The organism is Micromonospora sp. NPDC049257, from assembly GCF_040678915.1.
GTDB classification, from domain to species: domain Bacteria; phylum Actinomycetota; class Actinomycetes; order Mycobacteriales; family Micromonosporaceae; genus Micromonospora; species Micromonospora antibiotica.
Genome location: NZ_JBFAQU010000001.1, coordinates 849812 through 870467, shown reverse-complemented (window position 1 = coordinate 870467; position 20656 = coordinate 849812). Strand labels below are relative to the sequence as shown.

Genomic DNA, 20656 nt, shown 5'->3' with positions numbered 1-20656 from the left:
GTCAGCGCGCCCGCCAGCCGGAGGCTGGTGAGCGCGGAGAGCTGGGTGACCGTCAGGTCGCCGACCGGGCACCCACCGCCGTTTCTACGCCTGGCTGCGCGCTCGGACGGGGCAGCGCACGGGGAACCGCCCGTGCGACAATCGTCACCGTCAAGGTACGAGATTGTGCAAGACCGTCGAGCACCTGACCGAGCTATTGGAAAGTTTGCCTACACGGGGGTGATGGCATCGATGTGGCATTTTCGATCAGAGACTGAACGTCCTCCGGAACACCAGGCCGGCTGCAGGTTGCAGCAATAGCGACAGAAGCGCCGAACGAGATCCCGTTCCGCGTTCTTTCGATCGAGTTCGATCCGACGGTGAATACCGACCGTCGGATCGAGCTGCCGTGTTCCTATTCAGAGGACGACCGATGATTCAAATCTCAGTTCTCGGCGGCGATCCGGCTTTCCGGCGTGTCGTCGGCGACCTGCTCGGCTCGGCCGGTCTGACCGTCACCCAGCCGGCACCGGCCACCGACCCGGGCGAGTTGCCGCGCAGCGGCTCCGCCGGGGCCCAGGCTGACGCAGCGAGGAGTCTGCCCGCCGGGCACTGCCTCCTGCTGGTCACCGGCGCGGCACCGGACGAGCAGGACGGTGTCCACGACCTGGTGACCATGCTGGCCGGGCGTGGACCGGCCGACACCGTCCCGACACCCGTCGACCAGCCCACGCCGGGCACCGGGCAGCGCGACCCCGGTCCTGGCCGACAACGACTCTCCCAGCGGGAACGTGAGGTTCTCGACTGCATCGCCAACGGGCTCACCCACAACCAGACGGCAGCTCGACTGCGGGTGAGCGTGCACACCGTCAACACCTACGTCAAGCGGCTCAAGGCGAAACTCGGACACGGCAACAAGGCGTTCCTCACCCGGGCGGCGCTCGCTCCTCAGCCCTGAGGCGGTACGCCTTTCCGCGTACCGATTCGTGACGTTGTTTTCGCCGTGGTGAACGCGGTTCTTCGCTCGACGCGGTAGTCGTTGGACCGCTTTACCACCACCAAGGCGCTCCTGTCCCCAGAATGCGGGACAGGCGGATCCGTCGCACCGTTATTACGATTCGACCCAGCCGCACCGAATCGATTCTGTGAACCGCCGGAAAGGCCGGGCGGTTCACCCTACCCGCATTGTGGAGGATCACTTGAAGACAGCGATGACGAGCTACCGGCGCGCTGCCGGCGGTTTCGCCGCCCTGATGATCGGGTGCGCCGTCGCGCTCACCGCCCCCACCTCGGCACTGGCCGAGGTGATCGACCCCGACCAGCCGTACAACGGCATCGAAGGCAACTTCACCGGCGGTGACGTCACCGATCCCTCGATCGAGCAGCCGACGGACACCCAGACGTCCCTCAAGATCCAGCTGTCCCAGGAGTACTACGCGGTCAACTTCCAAGGGGCCGATCCGACCCAGCTCAACATGCTCGAAGCGGACTACGTCGCCCAGTACGGCGACTCCGGCTACGTCGATCCGGGAGACGGTGCCGGTCTGCGCACCACAGCGGCCAGCAGCCGCATCCTGGGTCTGAGCCAGACCGGCCAGAGCAAGGGATACTACTGCGGCCCAGCCTCGGGTTACATGATCCTCCGTTACCTGCACGGGACCGGGTTCAAGAGCAAGTACAACGGGGCCAGCCTCTCCCAGCCCAACCTGGCCACCAGCTCGCACATGGCCACCGAGGCGAACGGGGCCACCACCTGGACCAGCAAGCGATTCGCCACCGGCATCAACCGCTGGCGCGGCTTCAACTGGTACGTGCAGGTTCCCAAGCCCAGTGGTTCGCTGCTGGTCGCCGTCTTCGCCCACAGCATCGGCGGTAACGGCATGCCGATCGGGGCCGACACCGTGGAGTTCGCCGGCGGATCGCACTACAACGGACACCCGACCAACAAGACGATCGGTCACTGGATCGTCGGATTCGGCTACACTGCGTCCGGTCAGACCTCAAGCTGGGCCGACCCGGCGACCACGGTGTGGTCCGCCACGAAGCCGTCGTTCAGCTACAGCACCTCGAGCTTCGCAACCCGCTTCCTCCAGTCCAACGGGATCGTGTACTGACCGTGCGACGAACACTGACAGTGGCGCTGTTGCTCCTCGCTGTCGGTGGCTGCGACGACGAGCAGGGGGTGGGCTCGCCCGGACACCGGGACGCGCCCGCCCCCAGCATCTCGGCGAGCGGCTCCGCCAGCAGCCCTGGGGCCTCCTTCCGGGTTCGGTCCCGGTACGCCACGACCGACGCGGTCGACGCCGTACCGGGCCGCGAGTTCCGGGTCAGCTTCAGCCTGAGCGGCACGACGGCGCCCGGGCGTACCCTCAACCACCTGGGCCTGACGCCGGACGGGCAGATGATCACCGCGGCCAACCCGGCCGCCACCACCCGCAGCGGCGAGGTGGTCATCGGCCAGAGCCAGGTGGGGCTCTACGCAGGCAGCCGAGTGCGCGGCATGTCCCCCGCCCCGCACGGCGCGGCCCGTCAGGCCATCTACGGGGACGCCGACGAGCGGACCGTGGCCTGGCTCGAGACGACCAGCACCGACATGTACCAGATGGACTGGCGGGTGTACGGCTTCGACCGAGCTGCTGGCCGGACGGTGCTGCTTGGCGATTCCGCAGCCGTCGCCAAGGGCAGGAAGATGCCCATCCCACCCGGTTCGTCGATGCTCTCGGTGGGCACCGACCGGGTCTACTGGACCACGGCCGTCCCCACCACCGGTCAACCCGAGTTCGGTGCCCAGGTCCTGGGCAGGTCCGTCACCGGGAGCCGGGCGGCGGAGGTGGTGGCCGAACGCGCGAAGCTCCCCGCTGCCGCAGGCAGCGACCTCTACTACGTGCGCTCAGCGGACGTGTCCCCCGGCTTCCCGGCGGACCGGTACGAGATCCGCAAGGTGACCGGTGGCCGGGACGACCTGCTCACCACGGGCCCGCTGACAAAGGAACAGCAGGTCACCGCCCTGACAGCGGAGCCCGGTCGGGTTGCCTGGATCGTATCGGCCCCGGCACCGGAGCCGAACGCGTCGCTGTTCGTCCTGGACACCGCCACCGGAGACGCCACCGAGGTCACACTCGGTGACGACGGCACCTCCATGACGCTGAGCTCCTCCCCGCGCTACGTCTGCTGGAGCAACGGCAGCGGCGGTGGCGATGCCGGCCAGTACGCCCTGGACGTCAGGACGCAGCGGCTCTGGCGGCTCGGCGAAGCGCCCGGGTTGAGCCTCGTGTTCGCCGCAGGTGACTACGTCGCCTGGTCGAAGCTCGGCGCGGAGCCGCAGAAGCCGGACCAGAACTCCCTCACGGTGGCCAGACTGGCGGCCACCGGCGGCTGACTGTTCCGCCACACCGGACGGGCCGTCGGCGTGTCCGGTGTGGCGGGTGGGAGCCACCGGAACCGGCTGATCGGTCCGGCCCCGGTGGCTGGGCGGACGGAGAACGGTCGAGCCCCTTGCCAGGTATTGATGAATATGCTTATTTTGCCTCTCATGAGCGCCGGCCTTTCAGGTCAGGCGCTCCTTCGCCCTCACGCCCTCATGACTTGGAGCGGCATGAACATTGTCCCGCCAACCGGCGCACGCCGACGCCTACTCGTCGCGTTGCCCACCCTCGCCCTCGTCGCCGCGTCACTGACCGTGACCGGCAGTGCGGCGGCCCAGCCCGCCGGGCCGGCCACACCGACCCGGATCGGGGCCGACGAGCACTACCTCAACTACGCCGAGCCGGAGGTGCAGCCGGACACCGCGGGTAAGGAGGTGCGCGGCGCCGACGGGATCCGCACCCCGGCGGCGGACGAGGCCCGCGCCTACGACCGCAAGTTCGCCGGCGGCAACCCGCTGGCCGCCCGGGAACTGGCCCGCAACGAGGCGCGGGCGATCCGCACCGGGCAGAGCCCGCGCGCGTTCAAGAAGGCCAAGAGCACCCAGACGGCCAAGCTGCTCACCCTGCTGGTGGAGTTCAACGACCAGGCCAACGACGACTTCACCGGGGTGATGGTCCCCAAGACGGTCTTCGAGGACCGCACCTGCGTGCCCGGCACCGTCCAGAACGGACCGAAGCACAACAACATCCCCAACCCGGCGACCCTGCCGCACGAGGACAACAACTCGATGTGGGTGCCGGACTTCTCGCCCGCCCACTTCGACAAGATGCTCTACACCAAGCAGGGCATCACCGAGCGGGTCCGTAAGGACCTCAAGGGACCGGACGGCAAGAAGGGCATCGACCTGTCCGGCCGCACCATGCACAACATGTACCTGGAGATGTCCAAGGGCGCGTACACGGTGGACGGGCAGGCCAGCCCGTGGATCACCGTGCCGCACTCGGAGGGCTGGTACGCGGCCTCGCGCTGCTTCCAGGACGAGACGGGCGCCTGGGTCGCCGGTCGGCAGCAGGCGATGAACGGCCACCCGGACAACCCGCAGGGCGCGGGGCGGCTCGCCACCGACGCGATCGACGCGCTGGCTGCGGCCGACCCGAACTTCCCCTGGGCCGACTACGACATCGAGGACCAGGGCGACCGCGACGGCGACGGCAACGTCAACGAGCCGGACGGCGTGATCGACCACCTGGTGCTGGTGCACGCCGGTCAGGGCAAGTCCCGTGGCGGCGGCGACCAGGGCGTGTACGCGGTCTGGGCGCACTCCTCCACGGTCGCCGGTGGCTACACCATCCCCGGCACGAACCTGAAGGCGTCCAACTACATCGTGCAGCCGGAGGACGCCGGGGTCGGCGTCTTCGCCCACGAGTTCGGTCACGACCTGGGCCTGCCGGACCTCTACGACACCTCGGGCAACGCCGACTCGGACGTCGACTTCTGGGACCTGATGGCGTCCGGCTCGCACACCGGTGAGATCTTCCAGGCTCTGCCGACGCACATGGGCATCTGGGACAAGTGGGTGCTGGGCTGGGCCGATCCGCTCACCATCGCCCCCGGCACGCGGACCCGTACGGCGTCGCTCGGGCAGACCTCGCGGACCCCGGTGGGCACCCAGGACGGCATCAAGATCGACCTGCCGGACAAGGTGGTCACCCTCGCCCAGCCGCACAGCGGCACCGGGATGTGGTACAGCGGCTCCGACCAGGCCTGGGCGGACGTCAAGCTCAGCCGGCAGGTGGCCGTCCCGGCCGCCACCGACGCGAAGTTCTGGATGTGGAACAACTACGTCATCGAGGAGGACTGGGACTACGGCTTCGTCGAGGTCTCCACCGACGGCGGAGCCACCTGGGCCGAGCAGAAGGTCTACGACGCGGCCGGTGCGCTGGTCTCCACGAACGACGGGTACGCCGACCCGAACGGCCGCATGGTCGACTTCGGCAACAAGAAGTACGGCCTGACCGGCAGCACCGACGGCTGGCGGCACGACTGGATCGACCTGTCGGCGTACGCCGGCACGACCGTACAGGTGCGGCTGCGGTACGCCACCGACGAGGCGTTCCAGGAGCGGGGCTGGTTCGCCGACGACCTCTCGGTCACCGGCGGTGGGGCCACCACGTTCAGCGACGACGTCGAGGGCGGCACGAACGGCTGGACGCTGACCGGTGGCACCTTCACCGACACCACCGGCGCGGGCTGGCACATCGACCCGGGCACCCAGGTCAAGGCGCAGTACTACCTGGCCGAGTGGCGCAACTTCGACGGCTTCGACATGGGCCTGAAGTACGCCTACGACACCATCTACTCGCACGAGGCGTGGAAGGTGGACCGGATCTCGTACAACGCGCCGGGGATGCTGGTCTGGTACCGGGACACGATGCTGGGCGACGTCAACCACGTCACCGGGCAGATGACCGCGCTGCCCAGCTACGGGGCCAAGGGCGGACTGCTGATCGTGGACTCGCACTACGATCCGCTGCGGCGTACCGGTGAGGCGGCGGCGAAGGACCCGTCGGTGCTGGACAACCTGCCGAGCCGGCCGCAGTCGGCGAACGCGGCGTTCTCGCTGAACCCGACGTACCCGTTCACCGAGTGCCTGGAGGCGGCGGACGAGCCGTACAGCGCGTACTGCACGAAGTTCCCGCGGCAGCACCCGGTGTCGGGCTTCAACGACGCCAAGGGCTGGTACCCGGGCATCGAGATGCGCGACGGTGCGCCGTACGCCCGGGACAACGACGCCTCGGTGGTGGTCCCGTCGCGGGGCAACAAGCCGTACACCACCCGGGTGGTGAACCCGGACGGCACGCCGGCCACCGAGTTCTACGGCGTGACGCTGGGCGGTGGGGCGATCGTGCTCGGCACCGGCAACCCGTCGGACTCGAAGGTCCGCAACGGGGTCTCCATCAAGATCGAGTCGGCCGCGCCGGACAACTCGTACGCGGTCGTCCGGATCACTCCGGCGAAGTACTGAACCCCGCGTCGGGTAAATCCGACGATGCGGCGGTAAGGGTCAGCAACTGACCGTTTGGTGAACAGTGGGCCGGTGGCGGAGATGCCGCCGGCCCACTGTTTCACGCATCGCAGCAATCCAATCGAAATACATCACTGCGATTCCCTGCCGAGGCGTCCGCGCTGCTCATGACCGTTGATGAACATGCGGTGTGTGACGGTGAAAAGCGATCTCATCAAAATCTTGCAACAAATCGACGCGTACATCTTCCCACCCGTCCCGGCAGTGTCTATGTTCACCATGGGTCCCACTAGTGGGACGTTCCATGCCGGCCCGTACCCCCGTTGGGTCGGTTCCCTCACACCGGAGGTACCACGTGCGCAAAGTCGCAGTGGGTCTGCTCGGGCTCTCGCTGACGGCGACAGGTCTGGTGACGGGTACGTCCGCCAGCGCTGCGCCGACGCCGAAGCTCCCGACGGCCGCCCCGTCGATCGCGGAGCCCGCCAACGCGGACCACGATCTGCCCAACCCGCTCGAGACGAAGCGGCGGGCACTGCGCCAGGAGGGCCTCAGCGAGGTCCTCTCGGGTAAGGTCAAGGCGCAGAAGATCAACGGCAGCACGGTCGTCAAGGTTGGCAAGACCCAGGCTGCGGGGCGGAACAACGCCCGGACGACGGCTTCGGGCGTCGCCCAGACGCAGGACCAGTACGTCGAACTGGGCCGCGAGAAGACCGACAAGATCTTCGTCATCCTCGCGGAGTTCGGCAACGAGCGGCACCCGAGCTACCCGGACCAGGACACGGCCCCGGCCGTCCCCGGCCCGACCCGGTTCGACGGGCCGCTGCACAACGAGATCCCGGCGCCCAACCGGGCGGTGGACAACTCCACCGTCTGGCAGCCGGACTACAACGCCGACTACTACCGGAAGATCTACTTCGGCACCGGTCAGGGTGACGAGTCGCTGAAGCAGTACTACGAGGCCCAGTCCTCGGGTCGCTACAGCGTCGACGGTGAGGTCACCGACTGGGTCAAGGTGAAGTACAACGAGGCCCGGTACGGCCGTTCCAACGGCTACCCCTGCGCCTCGAACGTCTGCAACAACACCTGGAACCTGGTCCGGGACGCCGCCAACCAGTGGGTCGCCGACCAGAAGGCGGCCGGCCGCACCGACGCCCAGATCGCCGCCGACGTCAAGTCGATGGACGAGTGGGACCGGTACGACTACGACGGCGACGGCAACTTCAACGAGCCGGACGGCTACATCGACCACTTCCAGATCGTCCACTCCGGCGGCGACCAGGCCGACGGCGACCCGATCCAGGGTGAGGACGCCATCTGGAGCCACCGGTGGTACGCCTTCGCCTCTGACCAGGGCAACACGGGCCCGTCGACCTTCCCGGGCGGCGGCACCCAGATCGGCAACACCGGCGTCTGGATCGGCGACTACACGATCCAGCCGGAGAACGGTGGCCGGAGCGTCTTCTACCACGAGTACGGTCACGACCTCGGTCTGCCGGACGACTACAACGTCATCAACAGCGGTGACAACAACAACGAGCACTGGACCCTGATGGCCCAGAGCCGGCTCGGTGCCAAGAACGACCAGGGCATCGGCGACCGGGGCGGCGACCTCGGCGCGTGGAACAAGCTCCAGCTCAACTGGCTCGACTACGAGGTCGTGGTGGCCGGCCAGCAGAAGACCCTCAACCTGGGCCCGCAGGAGTACAACTCCGACAAGGCGCAGGGTGCCGTGGTCGTGCTGCCGCAGCGGGAGTACAGCTTCCAGAACGGCAAGCCGTTCGAGGGGACGAAGCAGTTCTTCTCCGGCAACGACGACGACCTGAACACCACGATGACGCGGACGATCGACCTCACGGGGAAGACCAGCGCCGCGCTCACCATGAAGGGTCGTTACTCGATCGAGGCGGACTACGACTACCTCTTCTTCGAGGCCAGCACCGACGGTGGCCAGACCTGGTCCACCCTGCCGGGTACCGCCAACGGCAAGGCCCTCAAGGAGATCTCTCCCGGGCGCTTCGCCCTGGACGGCTCCAGCAACGGCCAGTGGGTCGACGTCAACATCCCGATGAACGCGGCGGCCGGCAAGGTGGTGCAGTTCCGGCTGCGCTACCAGACCGACGGCGGTGTCTCCGAGGGCGGCTTCTACGGTGACGCGATCACCATCACCGCCGATGGGCAGACCGTGCTCACCGATGGTGCGGAGGCCGGTGCCGCCGGCTGGACCCTGAACGGGTTCAGCGTCGTGGCCGAGACCTACATCCGCAAGTTCGACAACTACTACATCGCGGGCAACCGGTCGTACGTGTCGTACGACCAGTACCTCAAGACCGGCCCGTACTACTTCGGTTACGCGAACACCCGCCCGGACTACGTGGACCACTACGCGTACCAGGAGGGTCTGCTGATCTCCTACTGGAACCTCCGGTGGGCCGACAACGACACCTTCGACCACCCGGGCGAGGGTCGGAACATGATCATCGACGCGCACCCGGAGCCGCTGTACAACCTGACCGGTGCCCCCTGGCGGGCCCGCGTCCAGGTGTACGACGCGCCGTTCAGCCTGAAGAAGGCGGACTCGTTCACGCTGCACATCAACAGCGTGCCGCAGTACGTCCGTGGTCAGGCCGCGCAGCCGCTGTTCGACGACACCAAGCAGTACTGGTACCCGGAGCTGCCGAACCACGGCGTCAAGCTCCCGGCCACCGGCACCAAGATCAAGGTTGTGGAGCAGAACGGCACCTCGCTGAAGGTCCGCTTCTCCTGATCCGCTGATCAGCGCACCATCCGCTTTACCCGATGCCCGGGCAGGTCTCCTGCCCGGGCATCGGCCCGTTCCGGGCAGGTCGCTGTCAGCCGCCCCGGCTCCGAGCGAGGGGTGCCGGCCCACCGACGACGTGGCACGCTGGCCGTGCGCGTACCCACGTCGGGTGCGCCGGGAACGGAGGCACCGTGACCGACGACCGGACCCCGACCACCGACCCGTCGCCCGACACCCGGGCGTCGGACCCCGGCCCGGGTGGGGCCCCGCCCGCCGGCCGGCCGACGCCACTCTCCGCCACCCCGCCGGCCCTGCGGCGGCCCGCCGCGCCCCCACGGCACCCCACCGACCTGCGCCGGGCCGACCGGCTCGCCGGCCGGATCAGCCGGGGCGGCGACGGCCCCTGCTACGGCCTGGTCACCGACGACGGCCGGGAGTACGCGCTACACGGCACCGGTCTGGGCACCTTCGCCACCGGCACCACCGTCCTGGTCACCGTCGGGCCGGCCGATCCGGCCGCCACCTGCGGTCCCGGCATCCCGGTGGGCATCGTCGCCATCAACGTGGTCCGCTGAGCCCACTCAGCCCGACGGAGCACTGCCGGCGGCCCGATTCCACCCGATCCGACCGGCCCCGGTTGAGCCCGCTCAGCCGGTTCGGCCGCGCCGCCCGGGTCGGCGGGGCGATCGACCGGTGCCGAGGTCCTAGGCTGTGCCCCATGACCGAGCAGCGTGGCGGGCCCGTCGACGAGTCCTGCGTCCTCACCGAGGGGCCGTGGACGCACCGGTTCGTCGGCGCTAACGGCAGCCGGTTCCACGTCGTCGAGGCGGGCACCGGCCCGATGGTGCTCTTCCTGCACGGCTTCCCCGAGCACTGGTGGGCCTGGCACACCATGCTCCCCGCCGTCGCCGACGCCGGCTTCCGGGCCGTCGCGGTGGACCTGCGCGGCTACGGCGCCAGCGACAAACCCCCCCGGGGGTACGACGGCTACACCCTCGCCGCCGACGTCGCCGGCCTGATCCGCGCCCTCGGGGAACGCTCCGCCACCGTGGTCGGCGCCGGTTCGGGCGGACTGATCGGCTGGACGGCCGCCTCGTTCCACCCCACCCTGGTACGCCGGCTGGTGGTGCTCGGCGCACCCCACCCGCTGCGGCTGCGCGCGGCCATCTTCGCCGACCCGCGCGGCCAGTTCGCCGCCTCCACGCCGGCGCTAAAGTTCCAGCTCCCCCGGTACGAACACGTGCTCACCCGGGACGACGCCGCCGAGGTGACCCGGATGCTGCACCGCTGGGGTGGACCCCGCTGGGTAGCCGGCCCGGAGTTCGACGGTTACGCGCAACGCTGCCGGGAGGCGATGCTGATTCCGCAGGCCGCCTTCTGCGCCCTGGAGGGCTACCGGTGGGCCTTCCGCTCGGTGCTGCGCCTACACGGCTACCGCTTCGTCCGGTTGATGCAGAGGCCCCTGGTCACCCCCACCCTGCAACTGCACGGGGCGGCCGACGTCGCCTCCCTGCCGCGTACCGCCCAGGGCTCCGGCCGGTACGTCAGCGCCCCCTACGAGTGGCGGCTGCTCGACGGGGTGGGCCACTTCCCCCACGTGGAGGCCGGGGACGTGGTGCTCGGCGAGATCCTGCGCTGGACCAAGTCCTGACCCCGCCCGTACCCGGGCGACGACGGTGAGCGGGCCACCCTCGCCGCCGGCCACCCGCTGCCGACGGTCACGAGCGCGGTGTCGACGGATCCACTGCCGGCTGGTCCGCTGCCGGCTGGTCCGCTGCCGGCTGATCCACTGCCGGCTGGTCCGACGACCGTGGGCCGAGGGTCAGACCCGCTGTTCGCGCAGGTCGACGACCTCGGCGGCCGGTGCCCAACCCTGGTAGACACCGAAGTCGAAGACCTCCAGCCCCATCGCCTGCGCCACCGGCCAACGACCACCGGTGTACTCGACCCGCAGCCAGCCGTCGTGCTCACCGAGCACGATGAACGGTTGCCCCTGCCAGGTGCAGGTGGTCCGCACGTACGCCAACTTCTCGACCTCGCCGGCCGGGACGACCCGCACGTACCGGCCGGGGCGTACCTCCTCGAAGCCGTCCGCGGGCTCCGGCTGGTAGATCCGCACATGGTCGCCGTCCGGGCTGACCTGGTATTCCCGGCCCTGCCAGCGGGCCACGTAGCCGTCGCGCATCACGACTGCCCCACCCGTCGCCAGACCAGCGCGTCGGTGTCCAGGATGGCGATAACCCGTTCGGTGCCCTCCGCGCCGATCCGCCAGAGCTGCGCCCCGTGCGGCAGCCGGGCACTGTCCACCTTGAACTCGGCCACCACGTCGCTGCTCTCCCCCGGGGCGAATCCGTTGCCCCGGAACGGCGCGCGTTCGATGACCCAGCCCTCCATGGCCCGCATCGCCGCCTCGTTCTGCCCGCCGTACGGGATGCGGTAGAGGCTCGGCCGGTACGCCGGCCAGCGCAGCACGTAGGCCGCCTCGGCGTCGCGGGCGAAGGGGGAGCCCGGGTAGCCCAGTCCCAGGGCGTCGTGCAGTTCCGCCGGGGTGGTCAGGTGGGCCAGTTCACCGGCCCGGTGCACGAAACCGGAGACCCGGTCGTAGCCGCGTTCCAGGTAGTAGGCGAGCTGGCTCGGGGCGATCGCCTTCTGCATCACCACCGGGCGGGACGGATCGGTGGCCGGCGGGGCGTACCGGGTGCGTTCGGCCGGCGCCTCGGCGGCGGCCACCGGCTCCAGGTCCGCCTCGTCACCCAGCCCGACCTCGGCCGCCCAGCTGGCCAGGGCGACGATCTGCTCGCCGGGGAGCTTGGCCCCGACCGGGGTGCCGGGGTTGACGGCGAACGCCCAACCCGGGTCCGGCCAACACCGGATCAACTGCACGAAGCGCACCTCGATCGTCTCGACCGGTGGTACGTCGTGCTCGGCCAGCCGTTCCGGTGAGGTGTAGACCACCACGAACGTCTCGCCGTCCGTGGTGCCGGTGCGCCACGCGAAGCCGGGCTCGCCGGGCCGGCTGCCGGTCACCGAATCGGGATTGACCGGCAGCAGCACCCGGGCCAGCAGCAGGGTGGAGAGGAAACCGTCGGTGCTGCCGGCACCGGCGGCGTCCAGCAGGTTCTCCTCGACCTCGTTGGCGGGCAGGAACGACTCGTCGACGGCGGCGACGGGCGGGGCTGTCGGGGCGGCGACGGGCGGGGGCGTCGTGGCGAACCCGGCCGACGCGGCGGTGACCGGACCCGGGTCCACCGCCGCAGCGACCGGCGCGGTGGGCGCAGCGGCCGGCGGAGCCACCGGGCCGGCAGCGGGCCCCGCCGCCACCTGCGATGGAACCGCCTTCGCGGCCCGTTCGGAGGCCGGAGTCCACAGGTCGTCGGAGGCGGGCCGGGTGGCCGCACCCGAGGCGGGCGTCGGGGAGGTCGACCCGGCGACTGACGTCGGGGAGGTCGGCCCGGCGGCGGAGGGCTGAACGGGTGGCGCGGGCGGCCCGGCGTTCCCGTTGAGGTTGACCGTGTCCTCGGCGACCGGGCCGCCCCCAGCCGCCACCGGGACCACCGGCGGCTCAGGGACCACCGGCGACGCGGGAGCTGGCGCGGGCACGACCGGCGACGCGGGAGCTGGCGTCGGGACCACCGGCGGTGCGGGAGCTGGCGCGGGCACGACCGGCGGCGCGGGAGCTGGCGTCGGGACGACCGGTGGGGTCGGGGCAGCGGCCGGAGCGGGGGCGACGGGCAGGTCGCGGGACTCCAGGATCACCCCCTCTATCACGATGGGCGTGAACCCCCGGCGCGACGCCGGCGGCCCCGAGACCGGTTCGGCGGCGGAGGGCGGCACCTCCTCCGCCTCGTCCGGCACCGGACCGGGCATACCGTTCGCGCCGGGCATGCCGTTCGCGCCGGCGAACATGTCGGCCCTGCCGCCGGACGGGCCGGCCGGTGGCGGCTGCCGGATGCCCGCCGACGCGTCCGGGGCCGGCTGCCGGCGGGGCAAGGCCTGGGTCGCCTCTGCGGCAGGCGGTCCCACCCGGAAGGCCCGGGTCGGCTCCTCGGCCAGCGGGTCGCGTTGACGGCCGGCGGCCGCCGGCCCGTTGCCCGGAGCGGGGCGGGACGGCTGGCCGGGCGGGCCGACCTGGAACGCCCGGGTGGTTTCGTCCTCGACCGGTTGGGCGGGCGCCGGACGACGCCGGGGGAAGGGCTGACCACCCATGCCGGGCCGGGCCGGTGGCGTCGCCCGTTCGCCGGAACGCAGCGGGTTGTCCCGTGGTGACCGGGAGGCGCCCCGGGCGGCGGACGGTTCGAAGAACGACGTACGCCCGTTGGTCGGACCGGCGGCCTCCTCGCCCAGGAGGCGGCGGCGGGGGACCGTGGACCAGCCGCCGTTGTGCTGGCCGGGTGCCGGAGCGGGGTCGGGGGACGCCGGGCCGGCGGACCGGCCGTGATCGGGCGACCCGGCAGCGACGTCGCGTGGGCCACCGGGCGCGGCGACCGGACGACCCCGCTCGTCGGTCAGCGACGCACCCTCCGCCGGGCGGACGGCACCACCGGCGGGTGGTACCGAGGCTGCTGAGGGGACCGGGCGGGGCGGGGCCCAGCCGGCGGGGCCGGTGGAGAGGTCGGCGGTCGGTTCGACGTCGGACGTCCCGTCGGCCGGGAGCCAACCCGGCGTCCGGTCGGGCTCCTGGCGGGACCGCACGCCCGGGGCGCGACCGGGCAACCGCACGTCGCCCCGGGAGAGCTGGGACACGAACCACGCAGGCAGGTAGCCCTCGATCGGCAGCCCGGGATTCACCGCCAGCCACCACTCGTGGTTGGGCCACTCGACGGCCAGGTCGGCGTAGCGGCTGCGCCGGCACGGACCGGCGGAGGCGCCGAGGCAGGCGTGCATGGCGGCGGCCGAGGTGAAGGCCAACACGTGGGTCCGGCCACCGGTGGTCCAGGTGCCCCACCCCATCGGCGTCGCCCCGGCGAGAGCCTGACCGGAGACCGGAAGGAAAAGGTCCGTACCAGCCAGAATCCGGAAGTAGCGTTCCTGGTCGCTGGCGCGCAGCGCGTCACGCATCGCCGTCTCGGCCTCGGTAGCCGGCTCCCAGTCGGTCACGGCCACCTCTCCTCCCGGATCAGGCCACAGGCGTCGCGTACAACCTACAAGGTGAAAACAAGATCACAATAAGTCGGTCACCAGCCGGCCGACCTGGCAGCCGACCAGGCACTAACATCGCGTTACGGAGTCGACACGATACGGAGGCGGTCGATGTCCCGACCCGGCAGCCGACAAGCGCCCACCATTCTGGCGGCGGCCCTGCTCGCCGCGCTGCCGGCGGTCACCGTGTCGTCGGTCACCCCGGCCCACGCCGCCCCGGCCTGCGCCACCGCGCCCGCGCCGGCCAGGCCGGTCGCCGCCCTCCCCTGGCCCCAGCGACGGTACGCCCCGGAGCGGATCGCCCCGCTCGCCACCGGCACCGGCGTCACCGTCGCGGTGATCGACTCGGGTGTCGACCGGCGGCACCCCCAGTTGCGGGGCCGGGTGCTCGACGGCGCGGACTTCCTCGACCCGGGCGGCGACGGCACCCGCGACTGCGCCGGTCACGGCACCGGAGTAGCCAGCATCATCGCCGCCGGGGAGGGGGCAGGGGTGGCCTTCCGCGGGCTCGCACCCGGGTCCCGCATCCTGCCGGTACGGGTGAGCGAACAGCAGGTCGTCGAGGGGCGCGAGTCGGGGCGTACGGTCAGCGCCGCCGACTTCGCCCGGGCCGTCCGCTGGGCGGTGGACCACGACGCCGACGTGCTCAACCTCTCCGTCGTCCTGTACGCCGACAACCCGGCCGTGCGGGACGCCATCGACTACGCGGTCCGGCGCGACGTGGTCGTGGTGGCCGCCGCCGGCAACCTGCACGACGGTGGCGACCCGCTGCCCTACCCCGCCGCGTACGACGGGGTGCTCGGTGTCGGTGCGATCACCCCGGCGGGCATCCGCACCCCGTTCTCGCAGGTCGGGACGTACGTCGACCTGGTCGCCCCGGGCAGTGAGGTGTTGATGGCCGCGCCGGGGCAGGGCCATCAGCGTGCCGAGGGGACCAGTTACGCCGCCCCGTTCGTGGCGGCCACCGCGGCGCTGCTGCGGCAGTACCGGCCGGAACTCAGCGCCGCCGAGGTGACGCGCCGGATCGTGGGCACCACCGATCCGGCGCCGGGCGGGCGGCGGGGTGGCTACGGGGCCGGCGTGCTCAACCCGTACCGGGCGGTCGTGGAGACCGGCACCGGTCCCGGGCCGGCCGCCCGGTCGACGCTGGCGCTGCCGGCGGAGCGGGCCGACCCGGCGCTGCTGGCCCGGCAGCACCGCCGGGCGGCGGCCCGGGACCGGGCACTGCTGGTCGCCACGGTCACCGGCGGGGTGCTCGCGGTGGCGGTGCTGCTGGCGGTGGTGCTCCCCCGGGGCGTCCGCCGACGCTGGCACCCGGCCCGGTCCGCCTGACGACGACACCCGACCGGGTCCGCCCGACGACGACACCCGACCGGGTCCGCCTGGCGGCAGCGCCCGACCGGTGGGTCGTCGGACGCTGCCGCCAGCACGGGCGGCTCACTGGAACAGGCCGACGTTGCGCTTCTCGGTGTTGAGGTAGTCGGCGGCGGAGTCGTCCACCGCGAGCTTGATGTCGCGCAGCATGGCCTGGAGGTCCTGCGAGGCGGACCGCCACCGCGCCTGCCGTTGCTCGTACGCCTGCCGGGCCTCACCGTCCCAGCCGGCGATCAGCGGGGCGGCATCCCGCTCCAGTTGACCGAGCTGCGCGTCGAGGGTGTTCAACGCCTTCTGGATGTCCGCGCCGGCCTGGTGCAAGGCGGCGAAGTTGACGACCAGCACACCGTGGTCCATCGGATGGTCCCTCCCCGGGATGGTTCAGAGTGGCAGTTGGATGCCGCGATTGGTGCCGGCGACCCGGCTGGCGGCCTCGGTGTCCGAGACGTCGTAGTGCCGGCCGGCGGTGCGGATGGCCGTCGCGGTCTCCCGCAGCGCCTGGTGCAGCGCGGCCTGGTCTTTTCCCCACTGCTGTTTGACCTGTGCGAACGAGCGCCCACCGGCACCCCGCCAGGCCTGCTGCAACACCTCCAGCTCGGTCATCAGGCCGGTCAGCATGGCCTGCAACGACTGGTCGACCTGCTCGAACTTCGCAGCGGTGCGCTGCATCACCGCAGCCTCTGCCTGGGTCTGGGCCATCCGGACGTCACCTCGTCTCTTCGGTCGGAGCCGATCCACGCCCTCCATGGGGGACGGCGGCCCGCCGGCAGTGGGCCTGGCGGGATGATGTCGGCGAAACTCGTCGCTGACGGTAGTCGCACCATCCCGGTTGTGCTACCCCGCCGCTATCCCCTGTGGACAACCTCCGCACGCGCGACGGCCGGGGTCCCCATCGGACCGCCCGGGCCACTACCATGGGTGACGCCTCCGTCGCGTTGCGGTCCGATGTGGTCGGACCCACCCCCACCGGTGGGGGCGATCCACCCGGACACCCGACCCCACCCGGGTCGGTCACCGGCACACCACGAGCCGCACGCACATCACCACGGGCCCACCCGCACCGGGGCCCACCCGCAGCACGAGGTGCCCGCACCACGACGACGCCGACACCGGCCGCGCCGGGATCGGCCACGACACAGCAGCAGATCGACCACCACGTCCCGGGGTGGGCGGAGAGCGTGACGGAGGAGGCGCGGTGTCGGCGGGCACGACCGATCGTCCGGCCCGGCGTCAGCCGCCGCGGAGCCTCGGGGGCACGCCCCGAGCCCGCACGGGCTCCGCCGTGCGTGCCGGCCAGGTGGTCGCCACGCAGGTGGCGCTCGCATTGCCGCTGGCCGCGTACGGTCGCGGCGCGGGGCTGGCCGTACTCGCCGCGGTCGGGGCGGTCGTCCTGGCCGGCCTCGCCTGGGGGCGGTGGCGTGGGCGGTGGCTCTTCGCCTGGTGGGGCACCGCCACCGGTTACCTCACCCGACGGCGCGGGCTACCCCGCGACGCCGCCCCGGCGGCCCTGCTGGACCTGGTGCTCCCCGGCGCCGTGCTGGGCCCGGTGGAGCTGGCCGACGGGCCGGCCGGGGTGATCGACGACGGCACCGGGCTGACCGTCCTGCTCGACCTGGGCGACCCGGGTGACCTGCTCGGCGACCGGCCCCACCCGCTGCCGGCCCCCGGCACGCTGCTGCCGCCGGCCGGGACGGCGCAACCGCCCGTGCGGGTGCAGGTGCTGCTGCACGCCGTGCCCGCCCCGGCGGCGGGGGTGGCCGGTGGCGCGGCGGGCACGTCCTACCGGCAGCTGACCGAGGGGCGGCTGCCGGGGCAGGAACATGCCCTGCTCGCGGTCCGGGTGCTGCGTGCGCCCGGCTGGTCCGACAGCGACCTGCGCCGGGCGCTGGCCGGTACGGTACGCCGGATCGGCCGCCGGGTCGGGCCGGTGCCGGCCCGACCGCTCGGTGAGCACGCGGCGCTGCGGGTGCTGGGTGAACTCGCCCACCACGAAGCCGGTCAGCCCGTGCGGGAGACCTGGTCGACGGTGCGCACCGGCGGCCTGCACCAGGCCACCTTCCGGTGGGACCGCTGGCCGGACGCCCGGGTCGATCCGGGTCGCCGGTTGGTGGCCCGGCTGCTGGCGCTGCCGGCGACCGCCACCAGCGTGTCGCTCTGTGCCGGTCCGCAGTCCGGCGGCGACACCGCACCCCCACCGGCCGAGTTGACGGTACGACTGGCCGCCCCGACGCCGGCCGGGTTGGCGCTCGCCGCCGAAGGGTTGTGCCGGCTCGCCGCCGACGCCGGTGGTGAGCTGCGCCGGCTCGACGGCGGGCAGCTCCCCGGCCTGGCCGCCACACTGCCGTTGGCGGTGCCGGTGCTGGCGAAGGGGACCGCACCGCAGGTGGAGCCACCGGAACTGACCCTGGGTGGGGCCGGGCTGATGGTGGGGGCCAACCGGCACGGTGGTGCGGTGACCGTCCGGCTGTTCCGCGCCGAGGGCACCCGGCTGGTGCTGGTCGGTGGGCTGGCCGCAGCCCAACTGCTGGTGCTGCGGTCGTTGGCGCTGGGCGCGGGGGTGCTGGTGCAGACCGGCCGGCCGCGCTCCTGGGAGCCGTTCGTGCGGGGGGTCGGCGGGCAGCAGGGCGGGGTCGTGGTGGTCCCGACCGGGCGGCCACCGGGTGCCACCGGTTCGCCACTGCGACCGCTGCTGGTGGTGGTCGACGCGGGCACCATGGCCGAGCCGCCACCCGGGGCGGCCTGGGTGTCCACCCTGGTGGTCCGGGACGAGCTGACCCCGCTGGACGTCGACACCCTGGGTCGGGCCGACCTGGCGGTGCTGCAACCCCTCGACCCGGCGGAGGCCGCCCTGGCGGGCACCGCGCTGGGGTTGGGCGGCTCGGCGGAGTGGCTGACCCGGATCCGGGACGACATGGTGGCGGTGGTCAACCGGCGGGCGTTGCGGTGGGCACTGCTTTCGCCCACCGCGATCGAGTCGCAGCTGGTCGGTCGCCCCGGCCGGCGCTGACCGGAAAGCCACGGCGGTTTCCCCAGGTGGACCAGGCGTGGCACGATCCCGGCCATGGATTTTCTGAAGGGCCTTCTGATCCGGCTGGGCTCCACGGTGGTGGCCTTCTGGCTGGCGACGTTGTTCATCCCGGGCATCACGCTCGACACCGGTTCGGCCGGCGAGGCGATCGTCACCCTGGTGCTCGTCTCGGTGATCTTCGGCGTGGTCAACGCGGTGCTCCAGCCGATCATCAAGACCGTCGGCTGTGGTTTCTACCTGCTCACCCTCGGCCTGATCGCACTGGTCGTCAACGGTCTGCTGTTCCTGCTCACCAGCTGGATCGCCGACCAGGCGAACCTACCCTTCCACGTGGACGGGTTCTGGCCGGAGGCGGTGCTGGGCGCGCTGCTCGTCGGCATCGTGACCTGGATCCTGGGCGCCATCCTCGACCGCGACTGACCCGCCTGCCGGCCACCGCGCCCGATGCCAGCCGGCACGGCGGTGGCCGGCAGGATGCCAGCCGGCACGGCGGTGGCCGGGCCGGCCAGCTGCGGCCACCTGACGGAAATTGGCTGGCGGGACGGGCCCCGGATGGGGTTAGCGTGACGACGTGTTCTCGCTGACCCGCCCTGACGGCTACCAGCTCAGCACCGACCCGGAGCGGATCGACCGGGACCGGGTGCACCACTGGCTCTCCACCGACGCCTACTGGGCGCTCGGCCGTAGTCGGGAAACGACGGAACGGGCCTTCGCCGGGTCGATCCCGTACGGCGTCTACCGCCCGGAGGACGGCGCGCAGGTGGCTGTCGGGCGGGTGGTCACCGACCGGGCGACCTTCGGTTGGCTCTGCGACGTCTACGTCGCCCCCGAGGCGCGGGGTCGCGGGTTGGGCACCTGGCTGGCCGGCGCGGTCCGCGACCACCTCGCCGGGTTCGGCGTACGCCGGATCGCCCTGACGACCCTCGACGCCCACGGGGTGTACGCGAAGGTGGGCTTCACGCCCGCGCCACCGCAGCAGTGGATGGCGTGGGTGAACGGGCGGTGACCCCGCTCACCGGCAACGAACCCGAGCCGGTCCCACCCCTTACGGTGGGACCGTGACTCCGTTGCGGCTCGGCTATCTCTACGGCTTTGGCGCGTACCTGATCTGGGGTTTCTTCCCGATCTACCTCAAGCTTTTGCGCCCGGCCGGGCCGGTGGAGATCCTCGCCCACCGGATCATCTGGTCGGTGCTGTTCGTCGCGCTGCTGCTCGCCGCCCTGCGCAACATCGGTTTCCTGCGCTCGCTGGCCCGCCGCCCCCGGACGCTGGCCGGGATCGTCGTCGCGGCGGCCCTGATCGCGGTGAACTGGGGCACCTACATCTACGGGGTGAACTCCGACCGGGTGGTGGAGACCGCGCTCGGCTACTTCATCAACCCGCTGGTGTCGGTGCTGCTCGGGGTGTTCGTGCTGCGGGAGCGGCTGCGCCCGGCGCAGTGGGTGGCGCTCGGGGTGGGGGCGGCGGCCGTCGCGGTGCTCACCGTCGACTACGGTCGGCTGCCCTACCTGGCGCTGACCCTGGCGGTCAGCTTCGCCGGGTACGGGTTGGCCAAGAAGCGGCTCGGGCTGCCGGCGGCGGAGGGGCTGTTCGTCGAGTCGGCGGTGCTGGCGCTGCCCGCCCTGGGCTACCTGGGTTGGCTGGCGAGCCGGGGCGGCTCGACGTTCGGGCAGGTCTCGGCCGGGCACACCGCGCTGCTGGTGGCGGCCGGGGCGGCGACCGCCATCCCGCTGCTGCTCTTCGCGGGCGCGGCCAACCGGTTGCCGCTGACCGCGCTCGGCATGCTCCAGTACGTGGCCCCGATCCTCCAGCTCGGCTGCGGCGTGCTGATCTTCCACGAGCCGATGCCCCCGGCCCGGCTGGCCGGCTTCGCCCTGGTCTGGCTGGCCCTGCTGATCTTCACCCTGGACGCGGTGCGGCACGGCCGGCGCAACCGGGCCGCCGCCCGCGCCGCCGCGCCGCTCCCGGCCGCCGCCCACTGAGCCAC

Annotated in this window: 15 protein-coding genes and 2 pseudogenes; 12 read left to right on the top strand and 5 right to left on the bottom strand. The window is 71.9% G+C overall.

What is annotated here, in order from left to right; genetic code table 11:
• Positions 1 to 68, bottom strand: a pseudogene (locus tag AB0K25_RS03940) (MarR family transcriptional regulator); the annotation flags it as partial.
• Positions 69 to 412: 344 nt separating this feature from the next.
• Here AB0K25_RS03940 and AB0K25_RS03935 point away from each other — a divergent pair.
• The 7 genes from AB0K25_RS03935 (at position 413) to AB0K25_RS03905 (ending at position 10779) form a co-directional block, all read left to right on the top strand.
• Positions 413 to 937 (top strand): LuxR C-terminal-related transcriptional regulator, encoded by a 525-nt coding sequence (locus AB0K25_RS03935; protein WP_357533032.1) that lies wholly within the window; start codon positions 413 to 415, stop codon positions 935 to 937.
• A gap of 253 nt (positions 938 to 1190) precedes the next feature.
• A complete protein-coding gene (locus AB0K25_RS03930; RefSeq protein WP_219465920.1) occupies positions 1191 to 2093 on the top strand; it encodes a hypothetical protein in 903 nt (300 codons plus the stop codon).
• A gap of 29 nt (positions 2094 to 2122) precedes the next feature.
• A complete protein-coding gene (locus tag AB0K25_RS03925) occupies positions 2123 to 3358 on the top strand; it encodes a hypothetical protein (protein WP_219465919.1) in 1236 nt (411 codons plus the stop codon).
• Between the two features lie 216 nt (positions 3359 to 3574).
• The gene (locus AB0K25_RS03920) at positions 3575 to 6370 is read left to right on the top strand and encodes an immune inhibitor A domain-containing protein (protein WP_219465918.1); all 2796 of its coding nucleotides are present in this window, start codon (positions 3575 to 3577) and stop codon (positions 6368 to 6370) included.
• 370 nt (positions 6371 to 6740) lie between these two features.
• Entirely contained in the window at positions 6741 to 9134 is a 2394-nt protein-coding gene (locus tag AB0K25_RS03915) for an immune inhibitor A domain-containing protein (RefSeq protein ID WP_219470594.1), read from the top strand.
• 185 nt (positions 9135 to 9319) lie between these two features.
• Positions 9320 to 9703, top strand: a complete 384-nt coding sequence (locus AB0K25_RS03910) for a hypothetical protein (RefSeq protein WP_219465917.1) — start codon at positions 9320 to 9322, stop codon at positions 9701 to 9703.
• A gap of 143 nt (positions 9704 to 9846) precedes the next feature.
• Positions 9847 to 10779, top strand: coding sequence for an alpha/beta hydrolase (locus tag AB0K25_RS03905; protein WP_357533024.1), 933 nt, complete (start codon positions 9847 to 9849; stop codon positions 10777 to 10779).
• 171 nt (positions 10780 to 10950) lie between these two features.
• Here AB0K25_RS03905 and AB0K25_RS03900 read toward each other — a convergent pair whose 3' ends face one another.
• Together AB0K25_RS03900 and AB0K25_RS03895 are read right to left on the bottom strand one after the other, a co-directional pair.
• The gene (locus AB0K25_RS03900; protein WP_208565535.1) at positions 10951 to 11316 is read right to left on the bottom strand and encodes a hypothetical protein; all 366 of its coding nucleotides are present in this window, start codon (positions 11314 to 11316) and stop codon (positions 10951 to 10953) included.
• Complete coding sequence (locus AB0K25_RS03895; protein ID WP_363818212.1) at positions 11313 to 14225, bottom strand: SseB family protein; 2913 nt, start codon at positions 14223 to 14225, stop codon at positions 11313 to 11315. Before AB0K25_RS03895 ends, AB0K25_RS03900 begins: the two co-directional genes overlap by 4 nt.
• Positions 14226 to 14378: 153 nt before the next feature.
• Here AB0K25_RS03895 and mycP point away from each other — a divergent pair, with 153 nt between their 5' ends.
• On the top strand, positions 14379 to 15599 hold the full coding sequence (gene mycP, locus AB0K25_RS03890) for a type VII secretion-associated serine protease mycosin (protein WP_219465912.1): 1221 nt from the start codon (positions 14379 to 14381) through the stop codon (positions 15597 to 15599).
• Positions 15600 to 15704: 105 nt separating this feature from the next.
• Here the strand turns inward: mycP and AB0K25_RS03885 are convergent, their stop codons facing one another.
• Entirely contained in the window at positions 15705 to 15998 is a 294-nt protein-coding gene (locus tag AB0K25_RS03885; RefSeq protein WP_208565533.1) for a WXG100 family type VII secretion target, read from the bottom strand.
• Positions 15999 to 16022: 24 nt separating this feature from the next.
• A complete protein-coding gene (locus AB0K25_RS03880) occupies positions 16023 to 16340 on the bottom strand; it encodes a WXG100 family type VII secretion target (RefSeq protein ID WP_219465903.1) in 318 nt (105 codons plus the stop codon).
• Positions 16341 to 16923: 583 nt separating this feature from the next.
• Here AB0K25_RS03880 and eccE point away from each other — a divergent pair.
• The 4 genes and pseudogenes from eccE to rarD all read left to right on the top strand — a co-directional run bounded on the left by eccE (position 16924) and on the right by rarD (position 20651).
• Complete coding sequence (gene eccE, locus AB0K25_RS03875; RefSeq protein ID WP_357533018.1) at positions 16924 to 18648, top strand: type VII secretion protein EccE; 1725 nt, start codon at positions 16924 to 16926, stop codon at positions 18646 to 18648.
• A gap of 54 nt (positions 18649 to 18702) precedes the next feature.
• Positions 18703 to 19089 carry a phage holin family protein gene (locus AB0K25_RS03870; RefSeq protein WP_208565530.1) on the top strand — a complete coding sequence of 129 codons (387 nt, stop codon included), beginning with the start codon at positions 18703 to 18705 and terminating at the stop codon, positions 19087 to 19089.
• A gap of 151 nt (positions 19090 to 19240) precedes the next feature.
• Positions 19241 to 19731 (top strand): annotated as a pseudogene (locus AB0K25_RS03865) (GNAT family N-acetyltransferase).
• The gene (rarD, locus tag AB0K25_RS03860) at positions 19728 to 20651 is read left to right on the top strand and encodes an EamA family transporter RarD (protein ID WP_357533016.1); all 924 of its coding nucleotides are present in this window, start codon (positions 19728 to 19730) and stop codon (positions 20649 to 20651) included. Before AB0K25_RS03865 ends, rarD begins: the two are co-directional and overlap by 4 nt.
• Positions 20652 to 20656 lie beyond the last annotated feature (5 nt).